The organism is Stenotrophomonas sp. NA06056 (genome assembly GCF_013364355.1).
Classification (GTDB): Bacteria; Pseudomonadota; Gammaproteobacteria; order Xanthomonadales; family Xanthomonadaceae; genus Stenotrophomonas.
The window spans coordinates 2974946-2995733 of sequence record NZ_CP054931.1 but is presented as its reverse complement, the minus strand read 5'-3'; the positions used below and the strand labels follow the sequence as shown (position 1 = coordinate 2995733).

Here is a 20788-nt window from a genome sequence, read left to right as displayed (position 1 = left end):
TCTACGACGGTAGCGCCGGGCCAGGCCCGGCGGCCGGGATTACAACAACGTCTTCAGCCGATACAGGGCTTCCAGCGCCTGCTTCGGGGTCAGCTCGTCCGGATCGATCGCGGCCAGCGCTTCCTGCGCCTTGTTCGAGGGTGCGGCGAACAGGCCGAACTGCTGCGGTGCATCCAATGCCTGCGGTGCGAGTTCGGCAGCGTGGCTTTCGCCGCCGCGCTGCTCCAGCTCGGCCAGGCGCCGGCGCGCCTGCGCCACGGTGGCGCGCGGCAGGCCGGCCAGCGCGGCCACCTGCAGGCCGAAGCTGCGGTTGGCCGGGCCGTCCTTCACCGCATGCATGAACACCAGCGCCTCGCCGTGCTCGACGGCATCCAGGTGCACGTTGGCGATGCCGCTGCGGCCCCCCTCGTGCTGTTCGTCGGCCAGCGCGGTCAGTTCGAAATAATGGGTGGCGAACAGCGTGTAGCAGCGGTTCTCGTAGGCGAGATGGCGCGCCACCGCATCGGCCAGGGCCAGGCCGTCGTAGGTGGAGGTACCGCGGCCGATCTCGTCCATCAGCACCAGCGAATGCGCGGTGGCGTGATGCAGGATGTAGCTGGTTTCGGCCATCTCGACCATGAAGGTCGACTGCCCACGAGCAAGATCGTCGCCTGCGCCGATGCGGGTCAGGATACGGTCGATCGGGCCGATCAACGCACGGCTGGCCGGCACGAAGCTGCCGATGTGGGCCAGCAGCACGATCAGCGCGTTCTGTCGCATGTAGGTCGACTTACCGCCCATGTTCGGGCCGGTGATGACCAGCATGCGACGGTCCGGGTGCAGGTCCAGGTCGTTGGGCTCGAACGGCTGGTCGCGCACGGCTTCGACCACCGGGTGGCGACCGCGCTCGATGTTCAGGCACGGCTCGGCCTGCAGCTCCGGGCGCGCCCAGTCCAGCGCCTGCGCACGCTCGGCGAAGGCCGCCAGCACATCCAGTTCGCTGAGCGCGGCGGCGCACTGCTTGAGTGGCTCCAGCTGCGTGCCCAGCGTGTCCAGCAGCTGCTCGTACAGGTACTTCTCGCGCGACAGCGAACGGTCGCGGGCGGACAGCACCTTGTCCTCGAACGCCTTCAGCTCTTCGGTGATGTAGCGCTCGGCATTGGTCAGCGTCTGGCGGCGGGTGTAGTGCACCGGCGCGCGGTCGGACTGGCCCTTGCTGATTTCAATGTAGTAGCCGTGCACACGGTTGTAGCCGACCTTCAAGGTGGCGATGCCGCTGCTCTCGCGTTCGCGCTGTTCCAGGTCGACCAGGAACTGGTCGGCGTGGGTGGACAGGCGACGCAGTTCATCCAGCTCGGCGTCGAAGCCATCGGCCAGCACGCCACCATCGCTGAGCTTGAGCGGCGGCATTTCGGCAATGGCGCTGGCCAGCAGGTGCGCGCACTCGTCGTGCTCGCCGAGCGCCGCGTGCAGGGTCTGCAGGCGCGGTGAATCCAGCGGTGCCAGCACCTCGCGTACGGCCGGCAGCAGGCCGAGGCCATCGCGCAGGGTGGAGAAGTCGCGCGGCCGTGCAGAGCGCAAGGCAACGCGGGTGAGGATGCGTTCGAGATCACCGAGGCGGCGGAACTGTTCGCGGATATCTGCGTCCGCGCCGCGGTCGATCAATGTTTCCACCGCGTGGTGGCGCTGCACCAGCACCTCGCGCAGGCGCAGCGGGCGGTGCAGCCAGCGACGCAGCAGGCGGCCACCCATTGGCGTCACCGTGCTGTCGAGCACGCCGAGCAGGGTATTGCGAGTATCGCCGTCGACGCGGGTGTCCAGCTCCAGATGGCGACGCGTTGCCGCGTTCATCGCGATCGCTTCGCTGGCGGTCTCCATCGAGATGGACGTCAGGTGCGGCAGGCGCTGCTTCTGGGTTTCTTCCACGTAGCCGAGCAGGGCGCCGGCCGCAGCAGTGGCGCGCGGCCTGTCGTCGATGCCGAAGCCGCTGAGGTCGTGCAGCTTGAAGAAGTTCAGCAGCTGGCGGCGGCCACTGTCGGCGTCGAACAGCCACGGCGCGCGGCGACGCACGCCGCTGCGCTGGCGCAGGAAGTCGGGCCAGTTCTCTTCGTCCGGCACCAGCAGTTCGGCCGGTTCCAGACGGGCCAGTTCGGCTTCCAGTGCATCGTCGGTGTCCACTTCGTTGACCAGGAAGCGGCCGCCAGCCAGATCGGCCCAGGCCAGCCCATAGCCGCTCTTGCTACGCGACAGGGCCATCAGCAGGGTGTCGCGGCGCTCGTCCAGCAGTGCCTCGTCGGTAACGGTGCCCGGGGTGACGATGCGCACCACCTTGCGTTCGACCAGGCCCTTGGCCAGCGCCGGGTCGCCGATCTGTTCGCAGATCGCCACCGATTCGCCAAGCGCAACCAGTCGTGCCAGGTAGCCCTCGTAGGCATGCACCGGCACGCCGGCCATCGGGATCGGTGCACCGCCGGAGCTGCCGCGCTGGGTCAGGGTGATGTCGAGCAGGCGCGCGGCCTTGCGCGCGTCGTCGTAGAACAGCTCGTAGAAGTCGCCCATGCGGAAGAACAGCAGCAGGTCCGGGTAGTCGGACTTGGCTGCGAAGAACTGCTTCATCAGCGGGGTGTGTTCGGCGGACTTGTCTTTGGACATGGGACTCGTGGATCAGGGGCGTCCGCGCGCGCCGGAGGGCAGCGGGGCGGAGCGGGTACAGGGCTGTCCATGGTAACGGGTAGGGGCCCGGGGTGCCTCGATTGTCAGGGGGGCGACCCATCCGAACAGGCGCCGTGGCAGGCACGGCACCTGGTCACGGCGGCGGCGCGCTGGACAGGTTGCGCGCATCGCCGCCCACGCCGACCTCAGGCCGGCACCAGCACAATGTTCGGGTGGCTTGCGAAGATATCCATCACGATCTGGAAATAGGTCGGCCCATCGCCGCGTTGCAGGTCAACCAACTGGCGGCCGATGGTTTCGACGTTGAACATATCCGGTTGCCGGAGCTTGTCTTCCAGCCACGCACGTGTGGTCTCCAGTCCCAGTGCCGCACGGCTGTGTTCGATATCGCGCCATACCACCGTGGCGGTTTCGTGTCCGGCCAACGTGCCGTAAGCGCCGTACAGCAGATCATCCAGCGCATCGAGGCTGGGCCCGAGCTGCCAGTCTTCGCCGGCCATGAACACCCGGTTGATCTCCGAATAGAGACTGGGTACGTCAACGATGGTTGTGCCTTCGATCTGCAGGAATACGGTCATGCGCCGACTGTAGCGTGGCCTGTCGGAAGGTGTTGTGCTGAACGCAGTTGCTTTGCGACGTGGCGCGCGTCCACGCATACTCTGGATCCCAGTCTGCGGTGTGCTTTCCCGTAGTTCCGGGCATTTGAAGTTTTCCCTAAAGAAGTCCTCCGGGCAGCCGATAGCCTATGCGTCACTTCGCGTCGGGCGCGGTGGCATGCCGTTACATGTCCCCGGCGAACCTCGATTCAAGCCATCGGGTTGGCCCTTCTCCCTTGCCGGAGCAGGGCCGCTGACGCGTGGCATCAATACCTGGAATTGATTGTGCGAGCAAGGATGAAGTCTGCGCGCTGTGTGCGCCGCGGTGGTGGAGGGTTGGTGCTTCTGGGCATGGCCTTCAGTGTTGCTGCCCAGCAGGTGGGTGACCCCGGCGCGCAGGAACTGTTGCGCCAGCAGGAACGCGAGCGCGTACTGCGCGAACAGCAGGAAAGCCGGCCCGATGTGCGCCTCGAGAGCGGCCAGGGTGAACAGGCTGAGCGTCTGCCGACGCAGGAGCAGCCCTGTGTGCATATCGATCGCATCGTGTTGGAGGGCGAGGCCGCCAAGCGCTTCCAGTGGGCGTTGGCCGCAGCCGATCCGCGCGAAGATCCCGCCAGCGGTCGCTGCCTGGGCACTGAAGGCATCAACGTAGTGATGAAGCGCGTGCAGAACGCGATCATCGCGCGCGGCTATGTCACCACCCGGGTGCTGTCGGCACCGCAGGATCTGAACACCGGCACGCTGACGCTGTCGGTGGTACCGGGGCGATTCCGCGAGGCGGTGTTTTCCGAGGCGGACGCGCGGCATCCGACCATCGCCAACGCGCTGCCGGTCCGCAGCGGTGGACTGCTGAACCTGCGTGACATCGAGCAGGGCCTGGAAAACCTGCAGCGCGTGCCCACCGTCAGCGCGGACATCAAGATCGCACCCGCCGATGGCGAAGGTGCCGCGCCCGGGCAGAGCGACCTGCAGATCGACTGGAAGCAGCGCTCGCCGGTGCGGGCCAGCGTGACCCTTGACGATGCCGGCAGCCAGGGCACCGGCAAACTGCAGGCCAATGCCACGCTGTCGTTGGACAACCCGCTGGGCCTGAACGAGTTGTTCTACGTCAGCACCGGGCGCGGCGTGTTCAATGGCAAAGGCAAGGACACCAACAGCTGGACCGCGCACTACGACGTGCCTTACGGCTACTGGCTGTTCGGCGCCACGGCCAGTGCCTACGACTACAGCCAGAACGTGGTCGGCGCTTACGAAAGCTATGACTACAGCGGCCGCAGCGGCAACGCCGAGGCACGGGTGGATCGCCTGCTGCTGCGCAACGCCAGGACCAAGCTGGGCATCTACGGTCGCGGTTGGCAGCGCACGTCGAAGAACTACATCGACGATACCGAAATTGAAGTGCAGCGCCGTCGCACCTCCGGCTGGGAACTCGGCTTGACCCACAAGCAGTTCATCGGCAATGCCACGCTCGACGCCACCGTGGCCTATCGGCGCGGTACCGGTGCCTTCCATGCACTGCGTTCGCCGGAAGAGATGGCGCAGGCGTGGGATCCGACCTTGCCGTTGGAAGGCACGTCGCGGATGAAGGTGATCACCGCTGACGCGCAGTTCAGCGTGCCAGTCCAGATGGGCAAGCAGCGCCTGCGCTACACCGCCGCCTGGCGGGCGCAGTGGAACCGCACGCCATTGTCGCCACAGGATCGCTTTGCGATTGGTGGCCGCTACACGGTGCGCGGTTTCGACGGCGAAAGCTCGCTCAGCGGTGAGCGCGGCTGGTCGCTGCGCAACGACCTGTCGCTGGGCATCGGCGGCGGGCAGGAGTTCTATGTCGCCGCCGACTACGGCCGCATCGGCGGGCCATCGGCGCAATGGCAATCCGGACGCGATCTGGCTGGCATGGCGCTGGGCCTGCGCGGCGGCTGGCAGCAGCTTTCCTGGGATGGCTTCGTGGGCTCGGCCCTGCACAAACCGGCCAACTTCCCTACCGACTACACCACCTTCGGTTTCAGCCTGGCGTGGCGTTACTGATCTGGCACAAGGATTCGTGAAATGAACAGCATCTATCGCCTGGTTTTCAACCGCGCGCTGCGCGTGTGGCAGGTCGCTTCGGAACTGGTGAAGGGCGGCGGTGGCCTGGTCGGCCAGATCGCTGGCCGGCAGAGCGCCGCGTTGTCGCCCTTGGGCTTCGCGCTGATGTGCGCATTGGGATGGGTGAGCCTGGTGCCCTTGGTGCAGGCACAGTCGGCCGGCCACATCGTGTCCGATCCGAATGCGCCGGGTCGTGAGCGCCCCACCGTGGTGACCGCACCGAACGGTGTGCCGATGGTCAACATCACCACGCCTTCGGCTGGTGGTGTCTCACGCAACCGCTATTCGCAGTTCGATGTCGGCCGCGAGGGCGTGATCCTCAACAACGCGCGTGGCCAGGCGCAGACGCAGCTGGGCGGTTGGGTGCAGGGCAATCCGTGGCTGGCCACCGGCAGCGCACGGGTCATCCTCAATGAGGTCAATGGCCCGGCCAGCCGACTCAATGGCTACGTGGAAGTGGCCGGACAGCGCGCCGAGGTGATCATTGCCAATCCGGCCGGCATCCAGGTCAACGGCGGCGGCTTCCTCAATGCCAGCCGTGTCACGCTCACCACCGGCACGCCGATGTTCACCGGTGCCGGTGCACTGGAAGGTTATCGGGTCAGTGGCGGAGCGATCGAGGTCAACGGCGATGGCCTGGATACCAGCCGCGCCGACTACACCGACCTGATCACCCGGTCGTTGAAGGTCAACGCCGGCATCTGGGCCAACCAGCTGCAGGCATCGCTCGGCAACAACGTGGTCAGTGCCGACCACAGTCAGGTGACCGCCACGGCCGCCAGTGGCGAGGCGCCGACCTTCGCGCTGGACGTGGGCGCGCTCGGTGGCATGTTCGCCAACAAGATCTGGCTGGTGGGCAATGAACACGGCGTCGGCGTGCGCAACGCCGGCAGCATCGGTGCACAGGCCGGCGAACTGGTGGTCACGGTGGATGGCCGGCTGGAGAACACCGGCGCGCTGCAGTCGCTGCAGAACGTGCGCGTGCAGGCGAGCGGCGATCTGGCCAACAGCGGCACGATAGCCGCCGCGCGCGAGGCTGCAATCACCTCCGGTGGCACGCTGGACAACAGTGGCGGCAAGCTCAATGCACAGCGTCTGCAGCTGCAGGCGCAGGCCCTCCGCAACCGTGATGGTGCCATCGAGCAGACCGGCGTGCAGGCCTTCAACGTCAACGCGGGCAGCGTGAGCAATCGCAGCGACGGCCTGATCGGTGCGCTGGATGCGGTGGCGTCAGGAGGTACCGGCGGTACCCCTGGCAGCGGCACCTCCCCGGGAAGCGGCGGAACGCCAGGTACTGGAACGCCCGGAACCGGCACGCCCGGTACGGGTACCCCGGGTACCGGCACGGGGGGCGGTACGCCGGTGGCTCCGTTGGCCGCGGGTGTGCTGGACATCGCCGGCCTTCTCGACAATGACGCCGGCAGCGTCAGCAGCGGCGGTCGTGTTTCGCTGGTTGCCGGCAATGGTCTGGACAACAGCGGAGGACGCCTTGGTGTGGCCTCGCTTCAGGCCGCGGGCGATCTGAACAACGACGGCGGCACGTTGCAGGTGCACGGTGACGCCGCGATGCAGGTGGGCGCGCTGTCCAACCAGAAGGGTGCGCTGAGTGTGGCCGGTGCGCTGCAGCTGGAGGCACAGTCGTTGGACAATCGCGCAGGCGAGCTGCGCCATGCCGGCAGTGCAGCATCGGCCTGGACGGTGCATGGCACGCTCAACAACGACGGTGGCCTGCTGGCCAGCAATGCCGAGCGCCTGACCCTCGGTGCAGGTCGGGTCTCCAATGCGGGTGGCCGCATCGAGCATGCCGGTGACGGCGGCCTGCTGCTGACCACCGATGACTGGACCGGTGCCGGTGGTCGCTTGAGCACGCTCGGTCGCCTGGACTGGTCGGTGGGCAACGCAGACCTGCGCAATGGCACGCTTGCCGCAGCGCAGTTCCAGATCGTCGCCGGTACGCTGGACAACCGCGGCGGTAACCTGCTGTCGTTGGGCAACCAGGGCAGCACGCTGCGCGCCGGCACGCTGGACAACAGTGCCGGTGGCAGCGTGGCCGGCAATGGTGATCTGAAACTGACAGCGACCACGCTGGACAACAGCAAGGGTCTGCTGCAGCAGGCTGGCAACGGCGCGCTGCGCGTGCATGCCGATACCCTGCGTGGCAGCGAAGGCCGCCTGCTCAGCAACGGAGACCTGTCGCTGACCGGTGGCCAGCTGGATGTGAGTGGCGGCACCACCTCCGCCCAGAGCGTGCAGATCCAGGCCGATGGCCTGCGCAATGCCGGTGGCCAGGTTGTCTCGCTGGGCAATTCCGAGCTGGTGCTGGATGTTCGCGGAACCTTCGACAACCAGGGTGGGCAGGTGCTTGGCAATGCAGGCCTGCGCATCGACGCGGTTCGCATCGACAACCAGAAGGGCATGCTGCAGTCGGCCGGTACCCAGGGTACGACGCTGAGCGTGCGCGACGATCTGGACAACAGCGCCGGTACGGTCTCCGGCAACGGCCAGATGCAGCTTCAGGTTGGCAGTCTGGTCAACCAGGGCGGCAAGGTACTTGCGGCGGGCAACGGCCTGTTGCAGGTACAGGCCCGCGAACTGTTGGACAACAGCAACGGCGGCCGCCTGGCGGGCACCGGCGACGTGCTGCTGCAGGCAGCGCGGCTGGACAACCGCAGCGGTGCAATCGAACACGCTGGCAGCGGCACGCTGCAGATCCGCGCCGACGCGCTGCAGGGCGCAGCGGGCCGGATTCTCAGCCAGTCGTCGCTGACACTTGAGGGCGGCGAGCTGGTGCTGGGCGCCGGCAGCACAACGCAGGCCGAGCGCATTGCGATCAATGCCGAACGCCTGGACAACGCCGGCGGCAACCTCAGCGCCACCGGCAGCGATGTGCTGAAGGTGCACGTGGCGCAGACCGTGGACAACAGCGGCGGCACGATCGCCGGCAACGGTGCGCTGGACGTGCAGGCCGGTGAACTGCTCAACCGCAAGGGCACGCTCAGTGCCGCCGGTATGGCTGACAGCACGCTGCAGGTTACCGGTACGCTGGACAACCATGAAGGTACCCTCGCCAGCAATGCCAACCGGCTGACCCTCACCGCCGCGCGGGTCGACAACACTGCCGGTGTCATCCGTCAGGCTGGCAATCAGGGCCTGGACATCACCACCGCCCGTCTGGATGGCAGCAAGGGCACGCTGGTGTCTGCAGCCATGCTGACCCTGCAGGCGGACGAGGTGGACCATCGCGGGGCAACACTGGGCGCTGATCGCTTCCACCTCGAGGCCGAAACGCTGGACAACGCCGGTGGCCGCATCATTGCCAGCGGCGAGGGCGCCAGCCGCATCAATGCCACCACGCTGGGCAATGCGGGCGGTACGCTGGCCAGCAATGGTGACCTGATGCTGCAGGCGCAGACGCTGGACAACAGCGCTGGCAAGATCCAGCACGCCGGCAGCGGGCAGCTGCAGGTGCTTGCACAGACCCTGCTGGGAACGGGCGGCAGCGTACTCAGCAATGGCACGTTCGTACTGGAGGGCAAGACCCTCGATCTGTCGAAGGCGACCACCTCGGCGCGCCGCATCGATATCACTGCAGATAGCCTGACCACGGCTGGCGGTGCGCTCACTGCCACCGGCGAAGAGACGCTGCGCCTGCGCGTGCAGGGGCTGTTGGACAATCGCGGTGGCTCGCTGGCCAGCAATGGTGTGCTCGACGTTTCCGCACAGCAGCTGATCAATGCGCAGGGCACCCTGCAGGGCGCCGGCAGCGGCAGTTCCACCTTGGCCATCGGCCAGGCACTGGACAACCAGACCGGGCGCATCCTGTTGGCTGGCGCCGGCACGATCACCGCGGCCAGCGTCGACAACCGCGGCGGTACCGTGCATGCCGGCGGCAGCGAACTGGTGCTGGGCGTCGACGGACGTCTCGACAACGGCAGCCAGGGGCTGCTGTCCAGCGCCGGTGCGATGACCCTGGACGCTGCCAGCCTCGACAACCGGCACGGCACGGTGGTGGCAGGCAAGGACCTGTTGCTGACCACGGTTGCAGGCGTCGACAACAGCGACGGTGCAATGCAGGCCGGCGAGCTGCTGCAACTGCAGGCCAACGGCCTCGACAACCAGCGCGGCACGCTGCTGGGCGGCCAGTTGACCGTCGATACCCGCGGCCATCGGCTGGACAACCGCGTGGGCACGCTGGGTACGCAGAAGGGGGCACTGACCGTGCACAGCGGCGCGCTGGACAACCAGGGCGGCCGGATACAGTCGGCCACCGATCTGCGCATCGATACCGCAGGGCAGGCCATCGACAACCGGAACACCGCCAGCAGTGGCGGCCTGTTGGCGGCGGGCACACTGCAGCTGGACGCTGGTGCGCTGGACAACCGCGGTGGCACGTTGAGCGCACAGGGCGATGCGCGGCTGCTGCTGGCCAGTGCCGACAACAGCGCCGGCGGTACGCTTGCCAGCGCGGCGGGCCTGTCGCTGCAGGCGGCGACGCTGGCCAACGGCGCTGGGCGCGTGCAGGCCGGGCGCAATCTCGACATGACCCTGAGCGGCCACCTGGACAACACTGCCGGCGCGATTGCCGCTGGCCAGTTGCTGACCCTCACCGCTGCCAGCGTCGACAACCGCACTACCCGCGGCGGCGATGGCACCCGCGGCCTGCAGGCGGGCCAGCTGCAGTTTGCAACGCAGTGGCTGGACAACAGCCAGGGACAGATGGTCACCGACGGCGGCGCGCGGTTGCAGGTCAACGGCCAGCTGCAGAACAACGGGGGTGTCATCACCACTGGCGGCAACCTGGACAGCAGTGCCGACAGCATTGCCAACAGCGGTGGCCTGTTGCGGGCCGATGGCAGCCAGACCCTGGTGGCACGCGCGCTCAGTGAGGACGGCCAGGTGCATGCCCAGCGCGACCTGAGCTTGACCCTGCAGCAGGGCCTGAGCAACCGCGGCGAATGGGTCGCCAATGGCACGCTGGCCCTGCATCTGTCCGGCGATCTGGACAACCAGGGCGTGCTGCGCGGTGGCAACCTCGACCTCAACGCGCAGAACATCAACAACGCCGCCGACGGCGAGATCTCCAGCGAGGGCATCACGCATCTGAATGCACGTGGCCAGCTGACCAACCGCGGCTTGATCGACGGCAAGGTGACCCACCTTGAAGCCGACGTGCTGGACAACCTCGGCACCGGCCGTATCTATGGCGACCACGTGGCGATCTCCGCCGGCGTGCTGAAGAACCATGCCGAGGAGGCCAACGGGGCCACCCGCGTCGGCACCGTGGCCGCGCGCGAGCGCCTGGACCTGGGCGTGCGCGAGCTGCAGAACACCGGCAAGGGCCTGATCTACAGCGGCGGCGATGCGGCCATCGGTGGGGTGCTGGGGGCTGATCGCGTTGCTGCGGGCACTGCCGGCAGGATCGACAACATCGGTTCGATCATTGATGTCAGCGGCAACCTGACGATCGATGCGGGTGTGATCAACAACATCCGCGAGAACGTGGTCATCACCCAGAGCACCACGGTGAAAGCACCGGTGCGCATGGATCGGCCAGCATGGTGGCGCAACGGCAAGAACGGCACCGAGAACATCCGCAGTACCAGCCACTACAGCGCGCACGAGGTCTATTACCTCAATCCCGCCGATATCCTGGAGGATACGCCGCACATCACCCCCGACGGCTTCACCGTACACCGCGCGGTGGTGCGCCTTACTGCACAGACCAGTGCGTACTTCTTCGGGCGCGGCGGGCTCTATGCCGGCCTCGGCGAGCGTTCGCGCTTGAACGTGCAGGACGGCACCGTGGTCATGTACTACGTTGGCCGCCAGGACAACCAGATCAATCCCGACCAGGTGGCCAGCGGCGCGGATGATCCGTTCACCGAGCTGAGCGGGCTGCATCCGGATGCACCGCCCTTCCGCTACGTCGACGACAAGCTGACCTATTCCAATGCCTATGGCACCTGCACCACCAACTGCGTGCAGCTGTGGACCTACAAGGACTATGCCCCGGACCAGCACCTGACCAATCCGCGCGGTTCCGGCGGCAACAATGTCAGCAGCAATGAGCAGTACCGCATCGCCACGCAGACGGTGACCGAAGATGTTCTGGGCCCGGGCGTTGGTGCCGATGCGGTCATCCGTTCCGGTGGTGCGATGCGCCTGCGCACCGATGATCTGCGCAACCACTACGGCAGCATTGCCGCCGGTGGCAATCTCGATATCGTCGGACTGAGCGGGGCCGCCAAGGTTGAAAACCTGGCGGCGACGCTGTATCGCACCCACGCATTCAACAACGTGGGGCATACCTTCTCCGGCGACCTGGTCACCTGGAGCAACCCGGCGATTTCCGAAGTGACCGGGAAGATCGGCGGCAGCATCACCAGCGGCGGCACCCTGACCATTGACGTCGGCGATCTGAGCAACCTCAATCAGGGGCGCAACGCGCCCAACGTGCAGGATGGCGCGGCGATGGCCAACCTCAACGTGCAGGGGCCGAAGACGCTGCCGGACGGCCCTGGCCACGATGGTGCACAGGGGCCGGGCCATACAGGTGGAACAGGTGCGGAGCGCGCGCTGGCGCAGGCGGCCGATGCGGCTGGCGCGCAGCAGGGCGGCACGGTAGGGGGCGTCGCTGGCAACGGCGCCGCATCCGGGCCGCGCGTGGTTGCGGCCGCCGGCGGCTCGCCGGACCGCATCGCGATGGGCGCGCCGGACACCCGTGCACCCACCGCCAGCCTGTTCAACGTCAACCGCAACGGCGGCAACTATCTGGTTGAAACCGATCCGCGCTTCACCGACCACAAGACATGGCTGAGCTCGGACCACCTGCTGGGGCAGATGGGCTACTCGCCCGATGCCGTGCAGAAGCGGCTGGGTGACGGCTACTACGAACAGAAGCTGGTGCGCGAGCAGATTGGCGAGCTGACCGGCCGCCGCTTCCTTGACGGCTATGCCAGCGATGAGGCGCAGTACCGCGCGCTGCTGGAAGCCGGCGCTACCGTGGCCAGCGAATGGGGCCTGCGGCCGGGCGTGGCGCTGACCGAGGCGCAGATGGCCCAGCTGACCAGCGACATTGTCTGGCTCGTCGAGCAGACCGTGACGCTGGCCGACGGCAGCACCACCACCGCACTGGTGCCGCAGGTCTATCTGCGCCTGCGTCCGGGCGACCTGGACGGGCATGGTGCGTTGCTGGCCGGCGCCAATGTCGATATCAAACTGGCCAATGGCCTGGTCAACACCGGCGACATCGCTGGCCGCAAGCTGGTGACCATCGATGCCGGCAACATCGAACACCTGGGCGGCAGTATTTCCGGTCAGTACGTCGGGCTGTCATCGGACAAGGACATCCGCATTGCCGGTGCATCCGTGACGGCGACCGATGCGCTGTCGGTGCAGGCGGCGGGCAATGTCACGGTGGCCTCCACGGTGGAAACACAGCGGGGCGGTGGTACCTACCAGTACGAGACCAACCGCATTGATCGCGTCGCCGGCTTGTATGTGACCAACCCCAGCGGCGACGGCATGTTGTCGGTGGTGGCGGGCGGTGACATCAGCCTGCAGGCCGCGCAGATCCGCAATGCGGGCAAGGATGGTTCCACCCAGTTGGCTGCCGGTGGCAATCTGGATCTGGGTGCGCAGACCCTGAGCCGAAGCACCGACAGCACCTTTGACAACCGCAACCATACCCGCACCAGCCAGACGACCCATGCGGTGACCTCCATCGAGGGTGCGGGCGACGTAGTGCTGGTCGCCGGCAAGGACATCAACCTGGCTGCGACCCAGGTGAAGGCTGGTGGCGACATGGCGTTGCAGGCCGGTGGTGACATCAACAGCCACGCGCTGGTGGACAGCGAGAGCCGGGATTTCGCCGGCGCCGGCAAACGCAGCTCGCTGCAGACACGCCAGAGTGATGAAACGGTGCGCGGGAGCCAGCTGCAGGCGGGGGGAGATATCGCGCTGAGTGCAGGGCGCGACGTCACTCTGATCGCAGCAAGTGCCAGGAGCGATAAAGGCACGATCATCATCGGCGCGGAGCGGGACGTAAACCTGCTTGGCGCCAAGGAATCGCATGCGTGGGAAAGAGACGCGCAGAGCAAGAAGCGTGGGCTGACATCAAGCACACGGACAGCGACGCATGACGCCACGCAGGATGTGCTGGCAGTTGGCACCACGCTCTCTGCAGAGAAAGTCACCGTTGGATCCGGTCGCGACATCCTGGCAGAGGGCGCCAAGGTGGCCGCAACCGGCGATGTAGTGATGGCGGCCAAAGGAAGTCTCAGCATTGTCGCGGCGGAGTCCACACATTCCGAGCAACACAGCAGCGACCGCAAGAAGTCCGGGCTGTTGAGTGGAATGAATGGAAGCGTCGGAGTGACCTTTGGCAGTCGAAGCAGCGGCAACAGTACCTCGCTGACTGAAACCGTCGCCGAGGGCAGCCTCATCGGCAGTGCACTTGGCAGTGTGACCTTGTCTGCAGGTGAAACGCTTCATCTGGGCGGGTCTGACGTTCTCTCCAGAACGGGGACGACGATGCTCGGCAAGGACGTCCTCATCGATGCTGCCGAGCAGCAGACGAGATATACAGACAACAGCTACTTCCGCCAATCCGGCTTGAATGTTGCGTTGGGTGGCGCGAGCGTTGATACGGTGCAGAGCGCAAGGGCGGTCTATGCGACCGCCAAGAGAGCAGGTGACGTCGAAGATGATCGTCTGAAAGCCCTCTATGCGTACAAGGCGGCGCAGGGAGCGATAGCCGTCGCCGAAGCGGCCGGCCAGCAGTCGGGCAACGGCGAGGGAGGTGCCGGCCTGAATGTCAGAGTGACGGTTGGCAGCCAGCGGTCGCGCTCCGAAAGCGTGATGGAGCAGACGACGCACCGGGGCAGCCTGCTGAAGAGCGACGGCGACGTGGTTGTTGCTGCGACCGGCGGTGACCTGACGATCGTCGGTAGCCAGGTCTCCGGCCGCAATGTTGATCTGGCTGCAGTCAATGACCTGATCATCCGCAGCAGTGAAGATCGTTACTCCCAAGAGAGTCGAAACCAGTCACTGGGCGGGGAGGTGGGCGTTGCTATCAGCGGCAGCAGTGGCGGTGGCGCTGCGATCGGTGTCTACGTAGGCGCGAATGCTGCGCGCGGTAAAGCGGACGGCGAGGGCACTCTTCACAACGAGAGCGTCATCCAGGCCGGCGACAGGTTGACGTTCACCAGTGGCGGCAACACCACCTTGCAAGGCGCACAGCTGCTGGCCGATCAAGTCGTCGGACGTGTGGCCGGCGATTTGACGTTGCGCAGCGAGCAGGACACAGACCGGTACAAGACAGAGCAGTTGGCCGCGAAGGGCGAGGCGACGATCGGCTACGGCTTTGAGGGCAGTGCCAGCGGTAGTGCCAGCATGATCGACAGCGACTATCGCAGTGTTCGCGAACAGACGGGAATCGCAGCGGGTAGTGGTGGATTCCAGCTGCAGGTGGGCGGCAATACCCACCTCGCTGGTGCTGTCATCGCCAGCACGGGTGATCCGTCGAAAAACCTGCTCGCCACGGGCAGTCTGACTGTTGAGGAACTCAAGAATCGAGCCGAGTTTCTTTCTGCTTCGGTAAGCGGAGGCACCAGCGGCGGTGGCAACCCCTCCGATGGCCTGTCCTTCGATCCGTCGCTTGCCCCAGGCTTGCCAACCGGTGACAGCAAGAGTTCCACCACCCGTAGCGGTCTGGCCGAGGGTACGGTTGAGATCCGGAATGGCGACCTTTCCGCATTGGAGGGTGTGCAGCGTGGTGTGACCGGGTTGGATGGTGCCAACGGATTCTCACCGATCTTCGACGAAAAGAAAGTGCAGGAGCGGCAGGAACTGACCCAGATGTTGGGGCAGATTGGATTCCTGGCTGCCGGCAATCTGGCAGAGCGCAAGCGCGCGCAGGCTTCCGCCGACCTTGAGATCGCGCGAGCCAACGGCGATGCCGAGTCCGAAGCAGATGCTCTTCGCCGCATCGACCAATGGGGTGAAGGTGGGCGCAACAAGGTGCTGCTGCATGGCCTGACTGGCGCAGCCGTAGCGGCGCTCAGTGGCGGGGATCTCAGCAATGCGGCCACCGGAGCGGCCGGATCAGAGCTGGCCAAGGGGGCGATGATTCGCTTCCTGACTGGGCAGGGACTGAATCCAGACAGCGGTGAGTTCAACAGTCTTATTGAGATCGCCAGCGCTGCCCTGGGTGGCGTGATAGGTGGCAGTGATGGTGCAACGACCGCGTTGCTGGGAGACCGGTTCAATCGTCAGTTGCATCCCGATGAGGTGGTGTGGATCAACACGCACGCGGCAGCGTTCGCCAAGCAGGAGGGCATCAGCGAGGCGGAGGCGATTCGCCGGCTCACAGTGGAAGGGGCTGCGCGGGTTGATGCAAAAATCAACAACATCGTGGGCAACGAGAATGTGGATGCCGCAGCCACCGCGTTCCTGAGCACCATGGGCGGGAAGTACGGGTTCGGCGCGACGGAAGCTGAGTACAACAACTTCAGTCTCTACGGGAAGGAGTTGCTCAAGAACGACTCGCTGTACAGGCAGGTCTTCAATTCTCTGCTTGGCTCGGGTGTCCACAGAGATGATTTGAACCTTCCCTACTTCGGTCTGAACAGCCTGCGCGCTACGATGGTGCGCGGTCGCGATGGCCAGATGATGCTGGAAAACTTCAGTGGCGATGTTGGGGCTGCCGGTAGTCTGATTGCCAGCGTATCGCGCGGTGATGGCAACGGTGCCGCAATTACCGCCGCAACGTTCTTGATTCCGATACGTATGCCGGGAGCAAAGATCGTTGGTGAGGTGGGCGTGGAGATCGCAGGATCTGCCACGAGAGAGGCTGGGCGCCGATCGAACGAGATCCTCAAGTCAGTGGAGACCGCGACCGCTGACACGGTCCTGAAGCGGGGTGGGGCGGCGTCGGAGGTGCCGGCTCGATCACTGGACCAGCTGCTTCCCGATGGGAAAGTTCCCAGTGTTCGAAATGGAGAATTCAACCGTTGGTTCGACGAGCTTTCTTCGAAGGAACTGGAAGTGCTTTGGGAGAACAAGGGGACCCGAGACGCGATCGAAGCCCGCATACGTCAACCCGGTGGGTTGCACGAATGGTGCATGGTCTGTCGAGCCCCTGATTTCAAGGGGTGGGGTGTTTCGATGGATGAGATCAAGAGGTTCAGAACCAAGACGAAAGATCTGAAATGGACCAATCCTGCTGATGGAAAGCCGGGCGGTCATGGTGGTCACGGCTCCGGTACTTTCCACAACGAGCTGGGCCGGATAATTGACGAAAGCAAGTCGCTCGAAGAATTCAATTCGGGTATTATAATTCTGAGGGATCGCTGGAAGATTGATCCCGCCCTGCTTCCGCCGCTCCCAAAATCTTGAGGGATACAGATGTGAGGACTCTTCTGTCCGATTGGTGTGCGTTCTGTGAGGGGTCGGCTGTGTTTGATAAGTCCCATTTTTTGGGGTTGTTGAAAGAGCACGGAACCGATGTCGAGCTTCGGAAGATATTTGGTTATTTTCCATCTTCGTTGGATTTGCATGCGAAGGCTGTCAAGGTTATTTCTTCCGGTAGCCTGGACGGTTCGTTGTACCTGCGTCCGCGATTCTCAACGTCACGCGAAGAGATTGTCAGGCTTGGAAGTGAGTGGCTGAGGGGGCAGGAGGAGATATGCGGAAGGATAGGTGATGTTGAGATTGAAGGAATCTGCAGGCGCGCGAAGGTGGTTTTTGCTGCCGAGAATGACCTGGATTCCGCGCTTCAGCGTGATATTCCTCATCACTGGCTGTTCGATGGAATTGGTGATTCGCTGAGGGCGAGCAGGATATCCGAGTCTGATCAGGTGTATGCGTTGCTTGAGGCGCTTTATGGGTTGGCTGCCGACTATTATTTGGCATGGTATATCGGTGGCTCCTTGTTTGAGTTGGATGTGGATTTCGGTCCTTATTTTGAATTCTGGCGCATGGGTGGGCGGTGCGCACTGACTGAGACGGAGTTTCTGGTTTCCAATCAGTAACTGGTTGCCGCGCATGCATTCATTTCTGCTGCCGCTCGCTGCCCGGGAGTGTGCTGGTGAAGGCGCCTGCAGCGCGTGCGCATGGCGACCACGTAGGGCAACATCAGCCTGACCGCAACCAACATCGCGGCCGAGAACGATGTCAGCATCCGCGGTGTCCTGGGCAAGGCCCACGTCGACCACTTCCGCGAGCACGCGTGACCCTGTCTGCATGATCGAACCGAACCTGATTCCGTGCGGATGCATTGTCGATGCAGGTGTCATGAAGCCGTGAACCCTCGACGAAGCACAGCAGGAGGTTCTGCTGCAGGGCATCGGACAGACTGACGTTACCGTTGAGGGGAGCAGCGCTTCTTCTCGATGCGGGCGGTGATTGGCCTGGATGGATAATATTGAGGATTACCATGCCTGCGAGGCGTTCGGGCCCGATATACATCAAAGAGTGTTTGAACGGATTCACTTTGATGAGGATTCGAAGCGTAAAACTTCCTTAAAGTTTCCCCCCGTCGTGCCGCCACCGATATAGGGCCACAATCAAGGGAATTGAGATGCTTGCCTTACGCAACCTCCGTGTAGGATCCCGGCTGTCCGCCGGCTTCGGTCTGCTGTTGCTGTTCATCCTGGCCATCGTCGGCCTGGTGTTGTACGGAAACCATCTGAAGTCCGCCCAGTTCGAGAAGGTGGTGGGCGTGAACATGGTCAAGATGCGGTTGTTGAACGACATGCTCGATACCAACAACGCAGTGCTGATGCATCGTCGCCTGATGGTGATCAAGCGCGGCGAGGAGTTCGACAAGGATTACCAGCGGGCACAGGAACTGAGCCATACCTACGACGGCATCTGGGACAAGTACGTCAAGATTCCCCGTGATGCCACCGGCGATACGCTGGTGGCGCAGATCGCGGCGGCACGCAAGGCCACCGACGTCTCCACCCAGCAATTGCACGAGCGGATGAAGGCGGGCGACTACGACGGTGCGGCCACCGAGCTGCTGGCCGAGCACGGTCTGGCCACGGCCTGGAATGGAGCGATTTCCAGCCTGCTGCGGCACCAGGAAGCCCTGACCGAACGCAGTCGTGAGGAGTACCGCGCCACGGAAGCGTGGACGGGAACCCTGTCCATCGCCTTCGGTGTGCTCAGCCTGATCCTCGGTGCACTGGCTGCGTGGGCGATCACCCGCAGCCTGACCCGCCCTCTGGCGGGCGCGGTGAAGCTGGCCGATGGCATCGCCAACGGTCGCCTGGACAACGTCATCGATGCCTCGGGCAATGACGAGGTGACCCAGTTGCTGAAATCCATGCAGCGCATGCAGGGGCAGTTGCAGGCGGTGATGGCGGCGCAGGGCGAGATGGCGCGGCAGCATGATGACGGCAGCCTGAGCTATCGCATGGACGAGAGCACCTTCCCCGGCGACTACGGGCGGATGGTGCATGACACCAACGCGCTGGTGGGCTCGCACGTGCAGGTGCAGAACCGCCTGATCGAGGTGATGAAGCACTACGCACGCGGCGACCTGTCGGTGGACATGGATCGACTGCCGGGCGAGAAGGCGGCGATCACCCAGGCCATGGACGAGACCAAGTCCAGCCTGTCGGCCATCAACGGCGAGATCCGTCGGCTGGCAACAGCCGCTGCCGCCGGCGACTTCAGCCTTCGGGGCGACGAAACACGCTTCGCGCATGATTTCGGCGAGATGGTGACCGGCCTCAACCGGTTGATGCAGACCACAGACGAGAACCTGGTGCAGGTATCAAGCCTGCTGCAGGCGATCTCGCGCGGCGATCTGACCGTGCGCATGCAGGGCGATTTCCACGGTGTGTTCGCCCGCATGCGCGACGACTGCAACGCCACCGTCGAGCAGTTGACCCAGATCGTCGGCCGCATCCAGACCAGTGCGTCCAGCATCAATCTCGCGGCGGGGGAAATCGCCTCGGGCAACACCGATCTGTCGCGGCGTACCGAGCAGCAGGCGGCCAACCTGGAAGAGACGGCAGCATCGATGGAGGAACTGACCTCCACGGTGAAACAGAACGCCGAACACGCACGCCAGGCCAACCAGTTGGCGATCGGTGCACATGGGGTGGCCTCGCAGGGCGGCGAGGTGGTCGGCCAGGTGGTCACCACCATGAGCGCCATCGAAGCGTCGTCGAAGAAGATCGCTGAGATCATCAGCGTGATTGATGGCATCGCTTTCCAGACCAACATCCTGGCGCTCAACGCCGCCGTGGAAGCGGCGCGCGCGGGTGAGCAGGGCAGGGGCTTCGCTGTGGTGGCCAGCGAGGTGCGCACGCTGGCGCAGCGCTCGGCGGGTGCGGCCAAGGAGATCAAGGGCCTTATCGAGGAGTCGGTGGGCAAGGTGTCCGACGGCTCGGCGCTGGTGCGTCAGGCCGGCACCACGATGGGCGAGATCGTGGCATCCGTGCAGCGGGTGACCGACATCATGGCCGAGATTTCCGCCGCGTCGCAGGAGCAGAGTTCCGGCATCGAGCAGGTCAACCAGACCGTGATGCAGATGGATGAAACCACCCAGCAGAATGCTGCGCTGGTGGAGGAAGCCAGTGCGGCTGCGCGGTCGATGGAAGAGCAGGCCAATCTGCTGGGCGAGGCGGTGTCGGTGTTCCGCACCGGGGCTGCTGCAGCCAGTGCGGTGGTCCGTCCAATGTTGGCGGCGGTGGCGGCCAGCGTGCCGCCAATGCGGCGTCCGACGTCTGTACCGCCGCGCGTGTCGCCGTCGCTGGCGGCCAACACGGGTGGTTGGGAAGAGTTCTAAGCCGGGTGGGAGACGGCGCCCATCGCGATGCTGGTCGCGATGGGCGCATTTTTGTTTCCTGAACCGATGACGGCCCTTCAGGCCCCGGAGACGTGGATTTCACCTGCAGTAGCCACCCGCAGGCAGACAATTGCGCCATACCGGAGCACAGGAGATGGCCATGAAGACCTCGACCCGATTGATGGCGCTGGGCACCCTGCTGGCGGCATCGTCCGTTGCTGGCGCACAGAATTACGGCCCGCGTGATGAAGGGCGCAAGTTCAACGACGGCAGCCGCGTGGTCTGCAAGAACGTGGAAGTGCAGCGCAATACCCGCGATCCCAACCGCATTACCGGCACCGCCACGGGCGCCGTGGTCGGTGGCCTGCTGGGCAACCAGGTAGGCGGCGGCAACGGCAAGAAGCTGGCAACCGTCGCCGGTGCCGTGGCGGGCGGCGCAGCCGGCCGGCAGATCCAGGGCAACCATCAGCAGAAGACCGGCGACCGTGTGGTCGAGCGCCGTTGTGAGCGCGTCTACCGCTGATCCCTCCAGGCGATAACCCCTTCCACACTGCTGTACCCCCGAACGCCGGCCCTGTGCCGGCGTTCTTCGTTTCCGGTCCCGTTCCGTGAAGTAGGCCGCATGCCTATACTGCGCCGACCTCCAGGG

General features: G+C 65.0%; 7 protein-coding genes. 5 read left to right on the top strand and 2 right to left on the bottom strand.

Translation table 11 applies throughout. The features are described from left to right. Positions 1 to 39: 39 nt before the first annotated feature. Positions 40 to 2631: a DNA mismatch repair protein MutS gene (mutS, locus tag HUT07_RS13390; RefSeq protein ID WP_176021341.1), complete on the bottom strand. Its 2592-nt coding sequence runs from the start codon at positions 2629 to 2631 to the stop codon at positions 40 to 42. Positions 2632 to 2837: 206 nt separating this feature from the next. Continuing rightward, positions 2838 to 3230, bottom strand: a complete 393-nt coding sequence (locus tag HUT07_RS13385) for a barstar family protein (protein WP_176021340.1) — start codon at positions 3228 to 3230, stop codon at positions 2838 to 2840. 369 nt (positions 3231 to 3599) lie between these two features. Between HUT07_RS13385 and HUT07_RS13380 the strand changes: the two genes are divergently transcribed. From HUT07_RS13380 to HUT07_RS13360, 5 genes are all read left to right on the top strand, one after another. After that, on the top strand, positions 3600 to 5276 hold the full coding sequence (locus tag HUT07_RS13380) for a ShlB/FhaC/HecB family hemolysin secretion/activation protein (RefSeq protein WP_254898868.1): 1677 nt from the start codon (positions 3600 to 3602) through the stop codon (positions 5274 to 5276). Positions 5277 to 5297: 21 nt separating this feature from the next. Next, positions 5298 to 16733, top strand: a complete 11436-nt coding sequence (locus HUT07_RS13375; protein WP_254898867.1) for a hemagglutinin repeat-containing protein — start codon at positions 5298 to 5300, stop codon at positions 16731 to 16733. A 59-nt stretch (positions 16734 to 16792) separates the two neighbouring features. Further along, entirely contained in the window at positions 16793 to 17368 is a 576-nt protein-coding gene (locus HUT07_RS13370) for a hypothetical protein (protein ID WP_176021338.1), read from the top strand. A gap of 548 nt (positions 17369 to 17916) precedes the next feature. Beyond that, positions 17917 to 20139, top strand: a complete 2223-nt coding sequence (locus tag HUT07_RS13365; RefSeq protein WP_176021337.1) for a methyl-accepting chemotaxis protein — start codon at positions 17917 to 17919, stop codon at positions 20137 to 20139. 154 nt (positions 20140 to 20293) lie between these two features. Continuing rightward, entirely contained in the window at positions 20294 to 20662 is a 369-nt protein-coding gene (locus tag HUT07_RS13360) for a glycine zipper 2TM domain-containing protein (protein ID WP_176021336.1), read from the top strand. The last annotated feature ends 126 nt before the right edge of the window (positions 20663 to 20788 follow it).